The organism is Caballeronia glathei (assembly GCF_000698595.1).
GTDB lineage: Bacteria > Pseudomonadota > Gammaproteobacteria > Burkholderiales > Burkholderiaceae > Caballeronia > Caballeronia glathei.
Genome location: NZ_JFHC01000025.1, coordinates 25202 through 43409, shown reverse-complemented (window position 1 = coordinate 43409; position 18208 = coordinate 25202). Strand labels below are relative to the sequence as shown.

Here is an 18208-nt window from a genome sequence, read left to right as displayed (position 1 = left end):
TTTTCGGTTTTCTTTTCCCTAGAATCGCCATTGCACCAAGCGTCCCGCACATGCCAGATCTCTGTAGGGGAACCGTCGATGAAGGCATTGGCAACGTCATCCGCAACGTCACCCGTTTCGCATTTACCCCTGTCGCATTCCATGCCGACAGCACCCGGCTCACACCGTATCGTCGCGCTCGATGGCCTGCGTGCCATCGCAGTGCTCGCCGTCTTTTCACAGCACGCGCTAAAGCTGCCGCTGTGGCTCGGCGTCGACCTCTTCTTCGTGATGAGCGGCTTTCTGATCACCGGCATCCTGCTCGAGCGCAAGGCGCGCGGACAGTCCTATTTCACGCATTTCTACGCGCGCCGTGCGCGGCGCATCCTGCCGCCGTACGTGCTGCTGCTGGTTCTTTCGTCGATTCTCTTCGGCCTCGGCTGGCTCGCGCACTGGCCGTGGTTCGTGTTCTTCGCGGTCAACATCGGCCAGTCGCTCGGCGACATCGGGCATCCGAGCCTCAACGTGCTGTGGTCGCTCGCCGTCGAGGAGCAGTTCTATCTCGTGTGGCCGTTCGTCGTGCTGTTCACTTCGGAGCGCGCGCTCGGAATCATCGCGGCTGCCGCGATCGTCGTCACGCCGCTCCTGCGCGCCGCCGCCACGCCCCACCTGGATTCGTTCTGGCCGATCTACTACCTGACGCCGTTTCGCATGGACCTGCTGTGCGCGGGCGCGCTGCTTTCGGTGCTCGTGCGCCGCGACAGCCAGGCGCTCGCGCGGCTCGTCAAGCCCGCCGTGCTGGGCGTGATCGTCGGTCTCGCCATTCTTGCGTGGCTGCACGTGAGCTTTCCGCGCTTTCGCGCTGCAAACACGCCGCTTTCGAACGCCGCGCTCTACAGCATCTCGCTGCTGCTGTGCACGTCGATGGTCGTGCTCGCAATCGAAAGCAAGGGCTTGCTGAAGCGCGTGCTGTGCAACCCCGTGCTCGTCTATATCGGCACGATCAGCTACACGATCTACCTCGTGCATCTGAGCTTCCTCTACGTGCTGTGGGAGCACACGCATCTCGGCCGCGCCAGCACGGCCGCGCTGGGGCTTGCGATCACGCTCGCCTATGCGAGCGTCAGCTGGTTCCTGCTCGAGCGGCCGCTGATTCACGGCGCGCGCAAGTCGAAGGCGCAGGCGCATGGCCACGCGGCAGCTTCGGCGCCCGCATCGACGGGACGCGCATCGTGAAGGCGCGCGCCCTGCTCGCCGCCTTCGCTCTCGCCGCGAGCGCCCACGCGCATGCGGCGGGCGAGCCGCTTCTGATCGAAGCCTACGGCGACTCCACCACGCTCGGCATTTCCTGCATTGACAAGCACTGCGCGCCGCGCGCCGATAACGCGGTCACGTTCCTGCAAAGCGAACTGAGCGCGCGATTCGGACAGCACGTCGTCGTGAGCAATCTCGGCGTGGGCGGCACGATGGCGCAGCAGCTCCTCGACGGCACGGACAGGCGCGGCAGCGTCGCGTGGACGGAGCGCATCAGGCGCTCGAGCGCGCGCATCGTGATGTTCAACTACGGCATCAACGAAGTGATGCACTCGCAGACGCCCGAGCAGTTCTACGCCGCCGAGACCGCGCTCGTTCGGGCTGCGCTTGCGAGCGGCAAGCTGCCGGTGCTCGCGACCTCGAACCCGATGCTGGACAAACGCCTGAACGCGCAGCTCGCGCAGATGGCCGCAATGACACGGCGCGTCGCCGCCGAAGCGCATGTGCCGCTGATCGATCAATACGCGTACGTGTCCTCGCTGCCGGACTGGCAGCACGGCATGTCCGACGGCGCGCATCCCACGGCCGCGCTCTACCGGCTGAAGGCCGAACGCGATTTCACCGTGCTCGAACCGATCGTGGACCGGCTGATCGACAAACCCGCCCGAACCTGAAACCACCCCTTACCGCAACCGCCACGAGGAAAAACTCCATGGAAACCCAGCGCACAGCGATCATCACCGGCGTATCGGGACAGGACGGCGCGTACCTCGCCAAGCTCCTGCTCGACAAGGGCTACGAGGTCGTCGGCACCTATCGCCGCACCAGTTCCGTGAACTTCTGGCGCATGGCCGAACTCGGCATCGACCGCAATCCGAAGCTCAAGCTGGTCGAGCACGATCTCACCGATCTCGGCTCCAGCCTGCGCCTGCTCGAAACCGCGCAGGCGAGCGAGCTGTACAACCTCGCGGCGCAGAGCTTCGTCGGCGTATCGTTCGACCAGCCCGCCACGACGGCGGGCGTAACGGGCCTGGGCGCGCTGAACCTGCTCGAAGCGATTCGCGTGATCAATCCGAAGATGCGCTACTACCAGGCGTCCACGTCCGAAATGTTCGGCAAGGTCCAGGCCATTCCGCAAAGCGAGGACACGCCGTTCTATCCGCGCAGCCCCTATGGCGTCGCGAAGCTGTTCGCACACTGGACGACGATCAACTACCGCGAGTCGTACGGCATCTTCGGGTGCAGCGGCATTCTGTTCAATCACGAATCGCCGCTGCGCGGGCGCGAATTCGTCACGCGCAAGATCACGGACACTGTCGCGAAGATCAAGCTCGGCAAGGAGCAGATGCTCGAGCTGGGCAACATGGATGCGAAGCGCGACTGGGGCTATGCGCTCGAATACGTGGAAGGCATGTGGCGCATGCTGCAGGCGCGGGATCCCGACACCTACGTGCTCGCGACCAATCGCACCGAGACCGTGCGCGACTTCGTGCGCATGGCCTTCGCCGCGGCCGGTTTCCAGATCGAATGGAGCGGCAAGGGCGAGCGCGAAACGGGCATCGACGTCGCGACGGGCCGCACGCTCGTGCGCGTGAACCCGAAGTTCTATCGGCCAGCGGAAGTGGACCTCCTGATCGGAAGCGCCGACAAGGCGCGCGAGAAGCTCGGCTGGGTGCCGAAGACCACTCTGGAAAGCCTGTGTCAGATGATGGTCGAAGCAGACCTCAAGCGCAATGAACAGCACGATACGTTCTGAGAACCCCATGTCGCGGCGCGCACTCGTCACCGGTCTGTCGGGCTTCACGGGCCGCCACATGGCGGCGCATCTCGCCGAACAAGGCTATGACGTGTGGGGCATGGTCTCGCCCGCACGCGACGAGGGCGACGTGCCCGGTGCGGTCGGCGTGCCTGTCGATCTGCTCGACGCCGACGCCGTGCGCTCGTTCGTGAACGACGCGCGCCCCGACGTGGTCGTCCATCTCGCCGGCGCCGCGCATGTCACGGGCAATCCGCCGAGCCGCACGTACATGGTGAACATCGTCGGCACGCGCAATCTGCTCGATGCGCTCGCGGGCCTTAATGCGAAGCCGCGCGCGGTGCTGCTCGCGAGCACGTCGAACGTGTACGGCAATGCGGGCGTTGAAGTGATCGACGAGGACGTGCCTATCCAGCCCGCCAACGACTACGCCGTGAGCAAGCTCGCGATGGAGCACGCGGCGCGCCTGTGGCTCGACCGGCTGCCGGTCTTCTTCGTGCGCCCGTTCAACTACACGGGCGTCGGGCAGACCGAGGACTACGTGCTGCCGAAGATCGTCGCGCATTATGCGCGGCGCGAGCCGCGCATCTCGCTTGGCAACCTCAACGTGCACCGCGATTTCTCCGACGTGCGCGATGTCGTCGCGACCTATGCAAGGCTGCTCGACGCGGCGCCCGTCGGCGAAACGTTCAACATCTGCTCGGGCAAGGGCCAGTCGCTCTCGGAGGTGCTTGCCATGCTTGCGCGCATCGCGGGCTACGAGATCGAGGTGTTCGTCGATCCGCGTTTCATGCGGCGCAATGAAATCGAGCGGCTCGTCGGCTCCAATCACAAGCTGCGCAGGACGATCGGCCGTGTGCCGCTCACGCCCTTCGCCGAGACGCTCGAATGGATGTACTCGCACGCGAGCATGCCCTTCAGCGCGGCGTGAGCGCCTGACAAGACCCGCGCCGCGCACTCTCGAAGGCATCGGCAGAGCCGGTTATGCCGCCTGAAGCGACGGCGTCCGGGCATAGAGCGCCGCCACCCAGTCGATGAACACGCGCACGCGCCGCGGCTGGTGGCGGTTCGCCGAATACAGGATCGACACGACGCGCGAATCCGACGGATACGCCTTGAGCACCTCGCGCAACGCGCCACGCTCGATATGCGGCTTGAGCGTATAGCTCGATCCCTGGATCAGCCCGAGCCCTTCGAGACCGCACGCGAAGTAGGAATCCGCGTCGTTCACCGCGACGAGGTTCTTCATCACGATGGTCTTCGTCTCGCCATCGACGGTGAACTCCCAGCTTCGCACGCGCATGTTGTTGAGCACGTAGCCGACGGCGATGTGGTCCTCCAGATCGTCGAGCGTCATCGGCTCGCCGAACTTCTCGATGTAGGCAGGCGATGCGCACGTGATCTGCGAGTAGCAGCCGATGCGCTTCGCGACCAGCGTCTCGTCGCGCACGGCGCCCACGCGGATCACGCAGTCGAGTCCCTCTTCCACGATATCGACCTGCCGGTCCGTGAGGTTCAGCTCGACCGTGATGTCCGGGTACGCGGCAAGAAACTCGGACAGCGCGGGGATGATGGTGCTGCGAGCCATCGAGGCCGGCAGGCTGACCCTGACCTTGCCCTTCGGACTCGTCTTCGAGTGCGACAGCGCCGACTCCATGTCGTCCACTTCGCCGAGTACGCGCACGCAGCGCTCGTAGTAGGTCTCGCCGTCTTCGGTGATGCTGATGCTGCGCGTGGTTCGATTGAGCAGCCGCGCGCCCAGGTGCGCCTCGAGCGCCTGCACGGTACGCGAGACGCTCGCGGGCGGAAGGCGCATCGCGTCGGCGGCCTTCGAAAAGCTGCCCGTCTCCACCACGCGCGCAAAGACTTTCATTGCAAGAAACCGGTCCATGCTCGTTGTTTCCGTTTGGTGGCATGCGCGGCGCCTTCGCGCCCGCGCATGCGGTTCAGGTCGGGAATCAACGAGGATAGTACGACGGTTCGCGCCCGCCGCGCATCGGTCAGTGCACGGGGCCGGCCGAAATCGCCTCGCCGTACACGGCGGCCACGCGTCTTGCGATCACGGAGGTGTCGAAGTTGTCGCGCGCGTACTTGCGGCACGCGGCTTCGTCGGGCAGCTTGAGCGTGCCGCCGAGCGCGCCGATCAGGCCGTCGGCGATGGCGTCGGCGCCGGTCGCGGGCAGCACCAGATCGGTCGAGAGGCCCGCCACCGCTTCCGGCAGGCCGCCGACCGGCGTCACGAGCACGGGCGTGCCCGAGGCGAGCGACTCCACCGTGATGAGCCCGAAGCCTTCGAGCGCGACCGTCGGCACGATGCTGATGTCGGCCGCGCGATAGAGGGACGCGAGATGCCGGTCCGCGACGAAGCCGAGCAGCCGCACGTTGTCATCCAGCCCGGCTTCGGTGATGCGCCCCTGAAGCTCATCGGCAAGACGTCCCTTCCCCGCGATCAGCAGGAGCACGTCGGGCTGCTTCGCCTTCACGCGCTTGATCGCCTCGATCAGATCCTCCAGACCCATGCGGCGCACGAGACGGCGCACCGCGAGCACGATCGGCCGGTCCTGCGGCAGCTGCAGCCGGCGGCGCGCATCGGTGCGGCTCAGCGGAAGGCTGAACTGGTCGACATCGACACAGCCCGGCACCACGCGCACGCGCTCGGCGGGAATGTTGTAGCGCGTCGTGAGGATCTGCCCGAACGCCTCGGACAGCACGATCAGCCGCGACGAGCGCGCGTACACGCGCTGCTCCAGCATGCGCTTCGTGCGCTGGCCGATCGAATCGGCGCCCTCGACGTGGCTCTCGTCCGCCCACGGCCCCTGGAAATGCGAGACCTGCGGGATGCCGCGCGTGACGTCGAGCCCGGGGAACGTGTAGAGCGCGAAGTGCGACGAAACGACGTCGGGCCGCTCGTTGCGCAAGGTGTCGCGCAACGCGGCGCGCGCATTGAGCAGGCGGCGCGGCAGCGACTGCGCCGCCGGCCCGAAGCCGCGGATCGCGCCGCCCGTGTCCTGCGCAACGCGCGCGGACCCCGCTACCACGCCGCGCACCGCCACGCCCGCGCCCGGCAGCGCGCCGACGAGCGTGTAGTACATGCGGTCGAGGCCGCCTGCGCGCTCCGGAAACCAGTGCATGCCGATTTGCAGCGACTTGATGTCTTGCGTGCTCATGTGTGTGTCCTGATCGATGATTTCAAAGGGCGCCGGAGGTGCGCGACTCGCTCGCGGTCGCGTTGAGCATCGTGGTCGCCTTGTTCCTTGCGTCGTGCCTGTCGAGCGGTGTCGCCGCGAAGCCGCGATACAGGTCGAGATAGCGCCGTGCCATGCGGGCCCAGCCGAACTGCCCCGCGAGACTGCGTGCGGCTTCGCCCATCTCGCGGCGCAGCGCGGGCGCATCGGCGAGCTTCTTGATCGCGCCGGCGAGCGCCGGCGCGTCGTCCGGATCGTCGAGCACGATGCCGCAATCCTCGCCGATGATCTCGGCTCCGCCCGCGGTGCGCGCCGTCACCACCGGCAGGCCGGCCGCGAGCGCTTCGAGCAGGGACAGGCTCATCGCTTCGTAGCGCGACGGAAAGACGAATGCGTCGACGGAATGCATGAGGGTCGGCATGTCCTTCACGAGCCCGAGAAAATGCACGCGGTCCGCGATGCCGAGCACGCGCGCCTCGTCCGGATACGGGCTCCCCGGCAGAAAGCCCGCGACCGCGAGCTGCACGTTGGCGGGAAGATGCAAGAGCGCCTGCAGGACGGTGTCGAGGTTCTTGCGCGGCGTGCGCAGGTCGCCGACGAAGAGCAGCAGGCACGCGTCGGCCGGCAGGCCGAACGCCTCGCGATCACGCCGGCCCTCCTTGAACGCGCTGGTATCGACGCCGTTGTAGACCACCTCGATCCGCTCGCCCGGTATTCCGCTCACGCGGATCTCCTGCGCGACCTTCTCGGACACCGCCGCCACGATGCGCGAACGGCGGTATGCCCAGCGCTCGAGCCATGAGTTCAGGCGGCTGTAGATCACCTGGTAGGCGGGCCATATGCCGCCCATCAGCCGGAACGGGTAGTACGGGCTGCGCAGCCATCCGCCGTGCACGAAGTGGGCGGTGTTCACGTCGGCGCGTGTCCACGCAATGAAGCCGTTCACGTGCAGCACGTCGTATTCCTTGCGGTGCATGCGCAGCCACAGCGCGCACTTCAACGCGAAGACCTGCTGCTTGACGAGCTTGGTCGGCCAGAAGCGGCCGACCCGGACCGGCACCCAGAGAAGGCGCGGATCGTCGAGCAGCTCGGGCGCGACGTGCGACGCGAGCAGCGTGACGTGCATGCCTTCGGCGAGTGCGGCGCGCGCGATCTCATAGTTGACGCGGCCCTGGCCGTCGTTGTGGCGCACGACATGAGTGACGATGGCGATGTTCATCGGCTGGTCTCTTGAAGGGTAAATAAGCGGTTGAAACGGTGCCGTTCGAGCTTCATGTGATGGCGCGCGGCGAGGATCGAGCAGAGGCCCATGAAGAGAAGCAGCCCCCCCGTGCCGACGAACGAATTGGCGAACACGATCATGCCGACGGTGGCGAACGCGAGACTGAGGCACGCCTGCGCGTACTTGTCGTCGCGCAGCGAGAACGACGCCCGCAGCGCGCGTGCGAGCAGGATCCCGACGCCCGAGAGATACATCAGCGAGCCCGGCCAGCCCAGCACGAACGGCACGTTCATGACGCCGCTGTCGAAGTTGCCGTACTTGCCGAGATCGCCGTTCGAGTTCGAGAGCTTCGTCGACGTGCCGGTCGCGCCGAAGCCTTCGCCCGTGACGTCGGAAAACGCCGTGGCCGCGAAGGTCGCGTAGAACTCGTTGCGCGCCGCGTAGCTGTTGTCTTCGCTCAGGTTGGTCATCGACTGGAGCCGCGCGCCCAGCCGGTCCGCGATCGGACCGAACGTGAGCAGCGGCACCGTGAGCACCACCAGCGCGGCCGCACCGAGAATGATCCGCAGGCGCACCTTGTTGCTCGCCTTGAGGAGCTGCAGCACCATCGCGATCGCCCAGCCGCCCCACGTCGAGCGCACGAGGCTCAGGCCGAACGAGATGAAGCCGAGGCCGCCCGCGATCCAGCGCACGCGCTGCGTGCCCGCCATGACGAACGTGAGCGCGGCCATCATCGCGATCGCGAACGGTCCCGACGAATTCATCGTGCTGAACACGCGCACGCCGAGCGGCACCGGGTCGCCCTGCGAGTTCATCTGCGAGCCGAGCATCCACATCACGTCCCACGGGGGCATGATGAAGAACTGCACCACGCCGTAGCCGCCCATCACCAGCATGCCCCAGATGAACGTGTCGAGCACCACCTTGCGATACGTGGGGTAGTCGCGCGCATTGACCATGATGTGAAAGCCGATCAGCACCGGATAGAGCCAGTTCGCGAGGTCATAGGTCGCGGCCATCGGGCCGTTGGACGCCACGCCGATCAGATACGCATAGGCGAGGCCCATCAGGATGAGCAGCACCGGCAGGCCGCGTCGCTCGGCGAGCACGCGGTAATGCCGCACGATCGTGAGCGCGCTGATCATCGTGACGACGAGCGGTGCGACCTGGATCAGGCTTGTCGGCGTGAACGCGCCCTTCGCGAAGTCGGCGAAGCGCCGCACCTCGGGGCTCAGGAACCACAGCCACCACATGAAGCCGACATAGCGCGCCGGGCTCTTGAAGTAGAGCCACACGCCGACCACCGTTGCGAGCAGCGGAAACGCGAGCGTGAGCACCGTGCCCTGATGCGCGAGCACGAGCAGCGTCGTGATGACCCACAGCGCCGCCTGCGGGGCCCAGTGCTTCGGGTCCTCGCTCAGCAGACCGCGCAAGCCCCTGCGGGAGCGTTGCGTGGCCTCGCGCGGCGCGCGCGCGAGCGGCGGCAGCGTCGGCGTGCTCATGGCTTCGATCGGGCGACGCGGTTGAGCGACGTGGCCGCGCCCTCCGAGGCCCGGGCCTGCCCGGCCGCGTGAGCGCCCGCATGCGAGGCCGCGTGGTCCGCGGCATGAGGCGCACCCTGCACCGTGCGCCGGCGAAGGAAGTCGCGCGTGATGCGGGCGTGCTGCATCGCGAACTCGTGCGTGGTGAAATCGCGTTCGACGAAATGGCGGCTCGCGGCCTGCGCGTGTGACAGTGCAAGCGCGGGATCGGCCACGAGGGTTTCGAGCGCGCTTCTCAGCGCGGCCACGTCATGCGGCGGCACGTACGACACATGCTCGGGACCGAAGTAGTCCCTGAGCGCGCCGACATCGGTCACGATGAGCGGCTTGCCGAGCGCGACCGCTTCGAGCACGACCGTGATGCCCGACGCGTGCGAATTCGCGCGCAGCGGCACGACGATCACGTCGGCCCAGTCGTAGAGTTCGCGGGCCGCTTTGAGCCCGGTGGCGGGCGCGATCCGCACGTTCTCCGCATGCAGCGCGCGCGGCACGCGGCGGCGCGTGGCGATGCGCACCTCGTAGCGCGAATCGAGACGGAACGCCTCGACGAGCGAGTTCCAGTCGCGATCGCGGTCGTTGCCGATCGCGGCGATGCGCACCGGCGCACCCGGCCTCCACGCGCGCGGCTCCTGCAGCGGGAAGTCCTTCATGTTCAGGCCATAGTAGACCTGCGTCACCTCGCGCCTGAAGTACTGGCGCATGAGCTGCGCGTTCTCGCTCGCGAGCGTGGTCAGCATGTCGGCGCGGGCGAGCAGCTTGCGATACGCCCAGCGCCGCAGCGCGCCGAATTCGGGCCATTTGTCGATGAGCCACACGCTTTGCGCGAGAAGCACCGGCCCGCCCTGCCTGCGCCCCTTCAGCAGCAGCAGCAGCGCGACGGACAGGTGCTCGTGCTCGGTATGCGTCCAGACGACATCCGAGCGCAGGATCTCCTCGCGGTTGCGCCACGTATGGATGAAGTCGAAGCCGAGCACCGTCTTCAGGCCGCGCCGCAGCGTGCGCATCACCTTGCCGTCGCGTGCGTCGCGTGAATAGGTCAGGGCGAACTCGGGCGACTCCGCATGGTGATAGCCGTAGAGGCACCCGATGTTCTCGCCGGGGCGGTAGTACCGCGGATCGGCGCCGTAGAAAAGATGGACATGCACGTTGATCGCTTTCATCGTGAGCGTTTCCTCGTTGCCGGGGTTCGTCGCGTGGCACGCGTGGCGCAGGATGCGCGGCTCATGCGGGCCTGGCGCCGCTGGTCTCTTCGCCAAACGGCTCGTCGGGCAGCCGCAGCGCGTCGCGCCGCGCGGCATGGGCGCCCTTGCGCACCGCGCGCCAGCGCGCCCATGCGGAGTGCCTGCCGCGCCCGAGCACCGCGAGCGCCGTGTGCAGCAGCCCGGGGTAGACGCGCGTGCCGACGAGCCCGTACCACCACCACGCAAGCGCGCGATCGAGCGGCGCGAGATGCTCGCGCAGGATGAGGTGAAAGTTGTAGGCCGCGTCGGTCAGCGCGCCGAGCGTCTGCGCGTCGCGGCCGTTGTCGTCGAATCGTTCCGCCGGAAAATGATCGACCGCGACGAGCGGGTCGTACACGACCCGCCATCCCGCGCGCTTCACGCTCATGCTGAACGCCATGTCGTTGTGAACCTGCGCGCCCGCGCCGCGCAGGCGCGTGTCGAAGCGCAGCGCGCCGACGGCCGCGCGCCGGTACGTCATGTTCGCGCCCTTGAGCATCTCGACTTCGCGCGCGGGCCCGACCCCCAGATGATGGTTGCCGATGATCTTTCCCGAACGCGCGATGCGCCCGACGACCTCGCGCGATGCGTCGAGCACGCGCCCCTTCTCATGCACCCAGTCGCGGCCGCCGAGCGCGCCGAGCTTCGCGTCGCCCTCGAACGCCGCGGCGATGCGCGCGACCCAGTCCACGCGCGGCGCGGCGTCGTCGTCGGTGATCGCGACAATGTCGCCGCTCGCCGCTTCGAGTCCGCGGTTCAGTGCGGCCACCTGGCCGCCCGCGCCCGTCTCCACCACACGCAGCGCGAAACGGTTGTGGCCGTTCGCCTCGACGGCAAGCCGGCGCTGCGTGGCTTCGTCCTCGGGACGGGCGACCACGAGCACCTCGTCGGGCGGCAGCGTCTGTGCGCGCAACGCGGCGAGACACCGCTTCAGGTCGGCGGGACGGCGGTAGGTCGGAACCAGCACGGAGATTTTCATCACTCGCTCCACTTGCACTCAGGCGTTCAGATATTCTTCGACGGCCGCATAGTTCACGCGGCTGTAGCCGCGCGCGCGCTGCGGCATGCCGTTCATGATCGCGCCCTGCACCGTGATGCCGGCCGTGCGCAGCGTGCGGACCGAATCGGCGATCTCGGTCTCGTTGTGCGCGCCCGAACGCAGCACGAGGAAGTTCGTGCCGGAGAGCTTGCCGATGATCGATGCATCGGTGACGGCGAGCACCGGCGGTGTATCGACGAACACGACGTCATACACGCGCCCGAGCCCTTCGAGGTATTGCTGAAGACGCGGCGACATCAGCAGCTCGGACGGGTTCTCCGGGCGCTTGCCCGCGGGCATGAAACTCAGGCCCGGCACGCGCGTCGTGCGGATCGCCTGCTCGAGTCCGATGGTGCCGGCGAGCAGTTCTGCGATGCCGTTGGCGCGGTCGATGCCGAACGAACGCTCGAGCTTGCCGCGGCGCATGTCGCCGTCGATCAGCAGCACTTTCTTGCCCGAGGCCGCGAGCAGCACGCACAGGTTCATCGCGAGGAAGCTCTTGCCCACACCCGATGCGGGCCCGGTGAGCATCACCACGCGGTTGCGCGCTTCCATCAGCGTGAACTGCATCGACGTGCGCAGGCTTCGCATGATTTCCACGCACACGTCGTTCGGGCGCAGCGTCGCGAGGATCGGCACCTGGCGTTCGCGGTCGCGCTCGTGCGTGCGCTTCGTTTCGACATCGAACTTCACCTGCTCCACCGACATCGGAACGAGGCCATAGAGCGGCAGGCCCGCGATGCGCTCGACGCGCTCCGGATCGTCGATGCCCTTGAAGATCGCGCGGCGCACGAACACGAAGCCCGCACCGACGATCACACCGAGGATCACCGCCGCCGACATGATGAGGATCTTCTTCGGCTTGACCGGCTCGCCTGCGCGCAACGCCGCATCGACGATATGCACGTTGCCGCCCGTGCCCGCCCGCTGCACGGAAAGTTCCTGCACGCGGTTGAGCAGCAGCACGTAGATGTCCTCGGCCACCTTCGCGTCACGCTGCAGCGCGACCGCCTTCACCTCGGACGCGGGCAGATCGCGAAAGCGCGCGCTGTAGCGCTGGCGCTCCCCTTCGAGCTGCGCGAGCTGCTGCTGCGCCGTGATGAGCGCCGGGTGGTTCACTTCGAAGCGCTGCTGAAGCTGCGCGATCTGCAGGCGCAGCGTCGAGATCTGCTGCTCGTAGTTGATGCTGCCTTCGAGGTAGACCTTCGCTTCGTCGCTTGCGTTGATCACGCCCGCCTGATGCTGATACTCCGTGAGCGCCGCCTCCGCACGCGTGAGGTCGTTCTTCAGGCGCGGCTCTTCGCTCTTCAGGAACGCGAGCATCTTGCTCGCCTCTTCCTGCTTGTTCTCGATGTGCTGGCGCAGATACGACTGCGCGAGCGCGTTGGCGATCTCGGCGGCGCGCTCGGGATTCTGGTTCTCGAGCGAGATCTGGATCACGCCGGTCTGCTTGCCCTGCTCCTGCACCGTGATCCCCGCCTGAAACGCGGAGATCGCGTCGAGATCGTTCGCGCGCATGACGGTGAAGCGCGTGCCCGGGCGCGCCACGAGCTTGTTGACGGTGATCGTCACGCCGTTGCCCTTCGCCGTCTCGCCCGCCCGGCCTTCGAGCAGCGCGCGACCGTCCGGGCCGCTCAGCAGGTAGCGCCCGTCGCCGAGCGCCTTGAGCGTCATGTCCTTGCCTTCGAGCGGCTGGGGAACGTCGACGGAATCCACGTCGATGGTCTCGCCGCCCCACGCATAAGAGGACAACCCGAGCCACGGCCTGGACGGCGTGCCCGGCGTGGCGAGCCGCGCGGCGAGGCTGCCGATCACGGGCAGCGTGACCGGCGCGACACTGAAGTTCAGCTTGCACTGCGCGACGACCGGTGCGACCACGCCGCGGCTCTTGATGATCTCGATCTCCGCGTCGGTCGGCAGCGTGCTGGAGCCCGAGCCGATCGTGGCGCCCGTCTGCGTTTGCGTGAGCGCCTGCGACGTGTTGTCGGACGGCTCGACGCGCACGTGCGCGTCGGCGGAATAGATCGGCTTGGCGAGGTAGCAATACGCGGACGCGGCGAGAATCACCATGAGCGCGATGCCGATAAGCCACCAGATGTCGTCGAGGATCACCTGGATCAGGTGACCGAGGACGACGTCCTCTTCCTCGGACTTCGGCAGATAGGAATGTGCTGGCGTGCTCAAGATTCAACCCCGTTAGACGTTGCGTTATCGCGGCGCGGCCCGGGCGCTCGTGCGCGCCGGGCCGCGAGTTTCATCGCGTCAGTTCCTTCAGGAAGAAGAGCGATTGCAGGCTTGGCAGCACTTGCTGGATCAGGCGGTTGACCTGGACCGCGCCTGACGTGCCGACATAGACCACATCGAGCGGACGAAGCTGGAACTGCGTCGAGAGCAGCAGTGAATCGGGCTGCGTCATGTCGAGGCGATAGATGTCAGGCGTCGACGGATTCGTGCTCATGCCGCGCACCACGTAGATCTGGCGAGCATTCGCATCGGTATCGAGAATGCCGCCCGCTGCAGTGAGCGCATCCGCGATGGTGAGCTTGCCTTTCAGCATCGGCACCGGCACCGGCGTCTTCACTTCGCCGAGCACGAAGATGCGGCTGTCCGTGCGGTCAGGAACGTTCAGGATGTCGCCGGACTGGAGCATCACGTTTTGCGCGACGTCGCCGCGGTCGAGCACGCCGTAGGCGTCGAGCACGTACAGCTTGCCGTTGCGGGTGAGCCGCACGCGCTGCAGATCCGCCTCGGCGGTGGTGCCGCCCGAGCGCGTGATCGCGTCGACGAGCGTAAGCGGCACGTCGCTCACGGCGAGCGGCCCCGGCGTCTTCACTTCGCCGGTGACCGAGATTTTCTGGCTGCGGTACGCAAGCACGCGCACGTCGACCTGCGGCTTCTTGATATAGGGCGCGAGACCGGCGGTGAGTTCGTCGCGGATCTGGCCGGTGGTCTTGCCCGCAACGTGGAGCTTGCCGACGAACGGGAAGAAGATGTTGCCTTCGGGTCCGACGGTCTGGCCGAACGGATCGGCCTGGCCCGGCAGCGCCTGCGCATAGGGCTGCGCGAGCGCGGCGCCGATCGACTGCGTGGTGTTGCCGCCAGTCGAGATGCCGCTCGACTGCGGCGTCGTGAGTTCGGGGTGGTCCCAGATCGTCACGCCGAGGATGTCCTGCGGCTCGACGCGGTACACGTACTGGAGCGGATCGGGAAAGCGCGACGGCGGCAGCGGCGCGGCCGGCGTCATCGCCGCGACCTGCTGCGCGATCACCTGCGTCGAGATCAGGCGCACCGGATACGTTTCAGTGGGCGTCGGGTCGTTGTCCTGCAGCCGCGACGTGTCGAGGTGATTGCCCGGCGCGGTGCTGCATGCCGACAGAAAAGTCGTCAGCGAGAGTAAGACTGCGAGAGACCGATTCAGCATATTTTGTTGAGCCATCCAAGGACCAGACGTTCGATGAGCCCAAAGCTCTCGCGATAGGCAGTTTCGTGGCCCCCATACGGGTCGGCCACTTCCGAGTCCTCCCACTTGCCGAGCAGATGCACCTTGCCGCGCGTCGTGGGTTCGAGCCGCGCGATCGCGGTGATTTGCTTCCTTTCCGGCACGAGGATCAGGTCCGCCGCGCGTGCCATGCGGCGGTCGAGCCGCCGCGCCCGGTGTCCCGACGGATCGACACCCTGCTCCGCGAGCAGCCGGTACATCGTCGGATCGATATCGTCTCCCTCCATCGCATAGAGGCCCGCCGACTGAAATTCGATCGGGGTCGCCCCACGCTCGTGCAGATGCGCGCGAAACAGCATCTCCGCGGCTGGGCTGCGGCAGACGTTCGCGTGACAGACGATCAATACGCTTCCAAACATGGGCCGCATCCATTGAAGAGATGCGCCGCGGCTCATCGGGTCCTTCGACCGTGATTCGCATGCAGCACCTCGTTACCGTTGATGACTGGAAAAGACGCGCGCTCAGGCGAGCGCGAGCGCCGGCTGCCTGATGCCGCGGCCGATCGCGTGATATTCGATGCCGATCTCGCGCATCGTGTCCGGCTCGTAGAGGTTGCGGCCGTCGAAAATGAGCGGCGCCTTCAGGCGCTCTTTCATGCCGTCGAAGTCCGGGCTCTTGAAAGCCTTCCATTCGGTGACGATCACCAGCGCGTCGGCTGCATCGAGCGCCTCTTCGGGGTTCGCCGCATAGGTGATGCGCGCGAGCTGGCCCGGTGCGTCGTGCAGGTCGAGCGCGAGCACGCGGCGCGCCTCGTCGGTCGCGACGGGGTCGTACGCGCAGACCTGCGCGCCGCGCGCGAGGAGCGCCGCGATCAGCACGCGGCTCGGCGCATCGCGCATGTCGTCGGTGTTCGGCTTGAACGCGAGGCCCCACAGCGCGAAGCGGCGGCCGCTCAGGTCGTCGCCCAGGCGCTCGACGATCTTCTGCGTGAGCGTCTCCTTCTGCGCCTCGTTCACCGACGACACCGCCTTCAGGATCTGCAGTTCCTGATCGTGCTCGGACGCGGTCTGGATCAGCGAGCGCACGTCCTTCGGAAAGCACGAGCCGCCATAGCCGCAGCCCGCATACAGGAAGTCATAGCCGATGCGCGGGTCCGAGCCGATGCCGCGGCGCACGGCTTCGATGTCGGCGCCCACGCGATCCGCGAAATTCGCGAGTTCGTTCATGAACGAAATGCGCGTAGCGAGCATCGCGTTGGCGGCGTACTTGGTGAATTCCGCCGAGCGAACGTCCATGTAGAGCGTGCGCTCGTGGTTGCGGTTGAACGGCGCATAGAGCCGCTTCATCTGCTCGCGGGCGCGCTCGCCCGGCACGTCCTCGTCGCAGCCGATCACGATGCGGTCCGGCCGCGTGAAGTCCTCCACGGCCGCGCCTTCCTTCAGGAACTCGGGGTTCGACACGACCGAGAACATGTGCCGCTCGCCGCGCCCCGCGAGTTCGCGGTCGATTACGCCCTTCACGCGGCCGGCGGTGCCGACCGGCACTGTCGACTTGTCGACGATCACCTTGAAGCCGTTCATGTAGCGGCCGATGTCGCGAGCCGCGGCGAGCACGTACTGCAAATCGGCGGAGCCGTCTTCGTCGGAGGGCGTGCCAACCGCGATGAACAGCACGTCGCCGTGCTCGACCGCCGCCTTGACGTCGGTGGAAAACTTCAGGCGCCCCGCCTTGCGGTTGCGCGCGATCACTTCCTGCAGACCCGGCTCGTGGATCGGCACGCCGCCACCGTTCAGGATCGCGATCTTGCGTTCGTCGAGGTCGAGGCAGAACACGTCGTTGCCGATGTCGGCAAGACACGCGCCCGTCACTAGTCCCACATAGCCGCTACCGATGATCGTGAGTTTCATTGCTGCGTTCCCTGATCCATGAGGTTAATAAGCGTTCGCACCGGCAAAGCCCTTCCAGAGCGTGAGCGCGACGATCTTCATGTCGAGCCCGAAGGTCCAGTGCTGCATGTAATAGAGGTCGAGCTTCACGCGCCCCATCATCTTCTCGATACGGTCGGTCTCGCCGCGATAGCCGTTCACCTGCGCCCAGCCCGTGATGCCCGGCTTGATGCGATAGCGGTACATGTAGCCCTTCACGAGGTCCTTGTAGATGTCGTCGTGTTCGAGCGCGTGCGGGCGCGGACCGACCACCGACATCTCGCCCTTCAGCACGTTGATGAACTGCGGCAGTTCGTCGAGGCTCGTGCGGCGAAGGAACGCGCCCACTCTCGTCACGCGCTTGTCGCCCTTGCGTGCCTGCGTGACCCGCCCCGGCGTCTCGGCGTGAACCTTCATCGAGCGGAACTTGTAGATCTCGAACTCGCGGCCGTCGATGCCCTTGCGCTTCTGCTTGAAGAACACCGGCCCCGGCGACGACAGCTTCACGAGCACGGCGATCACGATCAGGAGCGGCGAGGTGCCGAGCAGCACGCACGCGGCGAACACGCGGTCGAAGACGAGCTTCGGCAGCACCTTGATGTCGGTGATCGGCGACGCGGCGAGGTTGATCGCGGGCACGCCGAGCAGGTCGACCACGGCCTGGTTGAAGAACGAGATGCTGCGCACGTCCGGGATGAAGCGGATGTTCACGAAGTCATCGCGGAACTGCGTGACGATCCGGTGGATCGTGCGTTCCTGCGAGATCGGCAGCGCGAGCCACAGTTCGCGGATCTCGCGCGCGCGCACGAGCGGCGTGAGCTCGCCCAGATCGCGCATCACGGGCACGCCCGCGAGCGTGTCGCCAGAGGCGCCCGCTTCGTCACCGGTTGCCGTGCCCGTCTCGTCGAAGACGTACACGGGGCGAAAGCCGGCCTCCGGGCGGCTGCGCATCTGCTCGATCAGGAACCGCCCGTAAGGCGCCGCGCCGACGATCGCCACGGCCTTGTGATTGAAACCCTCGCGGCGCAGGAACTTGAGCGCCGAGTAGATCAGCGTCTTCGTGATGAGGAGCAGGCCGATCGTGCACACGGCCCAGTAGCCGAGCCACAGGCGCGAGAGCGTGTCCGCGCGGTGCACGCTGAACGTGAGAAGCACGCCCGCGCCTTCCACCAGCAGCCACGCAATGGTCACGCGCCAAAGCAGGTCGTAGACGGGCTTGCCGCGCCACGACTGATAGATCCCGAACGACGGGAACGTCATGATCATGAGCACGCAATTGAACGCGAGCAGCGTGCTCTCCTTGTCGTCGAGCCAGACCGGGCCGCCCGCATGCAGCCCGGCCGCGAGCAGCGCGCCCAGTGCGGCCATGCCTATGTCGATGATTCTCGATAGCACGCTCAACATCGCTAAACACCCCAGGTGGAAAGACACGGATCCCGCTTTATCGCGGACGAAACGAAAGGGATTGCGCCTTCTCGGTACATACCCGTATGAAGCGGGAATAAAAAACCATCCGCAACAGCAAAATTAATGCGGGATTTAATCGTCAATTTTGATTAAATTATTTTTTTATCCGGTCCGCGTGGATGCCGTATTTTTTTATTTCCGGAGGCACCGCACGCGGCGGCTCCGGGCCTTGTCGCAAGGG

General features: G+C 66.6%; 15 protein-coding genes. 4 read left to right on the top strand and 11 right to left on the bottom strand.

Going from position 1 to position 18208, the window contains the following annotated elements; translation table 11 throughout:
* Positions 1-141: 141 nt before the first annotated feature.
* From BG61_RS17030 to BG61_RS17015, 4 genes are read left to right on the top strand one after another with little or no spacing between them, the layout of a single operon-like run.
* A complete protein-coding gene (locus tag BG61_RS17030) occupies positions 142-1215 on the top strand; it encodes an acyltransferase family protein (RefSeq protein ID WP_035931036.1) in 1074 nt (357 codons plus the stop codon).
* Positions 1212-1907 (top strand): SGNH/GDSL hydrolase family protein, encoded by a 696-nt coding sequence (locus BG61_RS17025; RefSeq protein ID WP_129572133.1) that lies wholly within the window; start codon positions 1212-1214, stop codon positions 1905-1907. Before BG61_RS17030 ends, BG61_RS17025 begins: the two co-directional genes overlap by 4 nt.
* A gap of 38 nt (positions 1908-1945) precedes the next feature.
* On the top strand, positions 1946-2989 hold the full coding sequence (gene gmd / locus BG61_RS17020) for a GDP-mannose 4,6-dehydratase (RefSeq protein WP_035931035.1): 1044 nt from the start codon (positions 1946-1948) through the stop codon (positions 2987-2989).
* Positions 2979-3920, top strand: a complete 942-nt coding sequence (locus BG61_RS17015) for a GDP-mannose 4,6-dehydratase (RefSeq protein WP_174479727.1) — start codon at positions 2979-2981, stop codon at positions 3918-3920. The genes gmd and BG61_RS17015 overlap by 11 nt, the downstream gene beginning before the upstream one ends.
* Positions 3921-3971: 51 nt before the next feature.
* Here the strand turns inward: BG61_RS17015 and BG61_RS17010 are convergent, their stop codons facing one another.
* The 11 genes from BG61_RS17010 to BG61_RS16960 form a co-directional block, all read right to left on the bottom strand.
* Entirely contained in the window at positions 3972-4880 is a 909-nt protein-coding gene (locus BG61_RS17010) for a LysR family transcriptional regulator (protein ID WP_035931033.1), read from the bottom strand.
* A gap of 109 nt (positions 4881-4989) precedes the next feature.
* Positions 4990-6156 carry a glycosyltransferase family 4 protein gene (locus BG61_RS17005; protein ID WP_035931032.1) on the bottom strand — a complete coding sequence of 389 codons (1167 nt, stop codon included), beginning with the start codon at positions 6154-6156 and terminating at the stop codon, positions 4990-4992.
* A 22-nt stretch (positions 6157-6178) separates the two neighbouring features.
* Positions 6179-7393: a glycosyltransferase family 4 protein gene (locus BG61_RS17000; RefSeq protein ID WP_035931031.1), complete on the bottom strand. Its 1215-nt coding sequence runs from the start codon at positions 7391-7393 to the stop codon at positions 6179-6181.
* Positions 7390-8898, bottom strand: coding sequence for a glucose-6-phosphate isomerase (locus BG61_RS16995; RefSeq protein ID WP_035931030.1), 1509 nt, complete (start codon positions 8896-8898; stop codon positions 7390-7392). The genes BG61_RS17000 and BG61_RS16995 overlap by 4 nt, the downstream gene beginning before the upstream one ends.
* Positions 8895-10097, bottom strand: a complete 1203-nt coding sequence (locus BG61_RS16990) for a glycosyltransferase family 4 protein (RefSeq protein WP_035931165.1) — start codon at positions 10095-10097, stop codon at positions 8895-8897. The genes BG61_RS16995 and BG61_RS16990 overlap by 4 nt, the downstream gene beginning before the upstream one ends.
* Positions 10098-10158: 61 nt before the next feature.
* A complete protein-coding gene (locus BG61_RS16985; protein ID WP_051672586.1) occupies positions 10159-11136 on the bottom strand; it encodes a glycosyltransferase family 2 protein in 978 nt (325 codons plus the stop codon).
* 18 nt (positions 11137-11154) lie between these two features.
* The gene (locus BG61_RS16980; protein WP_035931029.1) at positions 11155-13383 is read right to left on the bottom strand and encodes a polysaccharide biosynthesis tyrosine autokinase; all 2229 of its coding nucleotides are present in this window, start codon (positions 13381-13383) and stop codon (positions 11155-11157) included.
* Positions 13384-13450: 67 nt separating this feature from the next.
* Positions 13451-14617: a polysaccharide biosynthesis/export family protein gene (locus tag BG61_RS16975; RefSeq protein WP_035931028.1), complete on the bottom strand. Its 1167-nt coding sequence runs from the start codon at positions 14615-14617 to the stop codon at positions 13451-13453.
* Complete coding sequence (locus BG61_RS16970; RefSeq protein ID WP_035931027.1) at positions 14611-15054, bottom strand: low molecular weight protein-tyrosine-phosphatase; 444 nt, start codon at positions 15052-15054, stop codon at positions 14611-14613. The genes BG61_RS16975 and BG61_RS16970 overlap by 7 nt, the downstream gene beginning before the upstream one ends.
* Positions 15055-15156: 102 nt before the next feature.
* Positions 15157-16542: a UDP-glucose dehydrogenase family protein gene (locus BG61_RS16965; RefSeq protein WP_035931026.1), complete on the bottom strand. Its 1386-nt coding sequence runs from the start codon at positions 16540-16542 to the stop codon at positions 15157-15159.
* Between the two features lie 24 nt (positions 16543-16566).
* Entirely contained in the window at positions 16567-17964 is a 1398-nt protein-coding gene (locus tag BG61_RS16960) for an undecaprenyl-phosphate glucose phosphotransferase (protein WP_035931025.1), read from the bottom strand.
* Between the last annotated feature and the right edge of the window lie 244 nt (positions 17965-18208).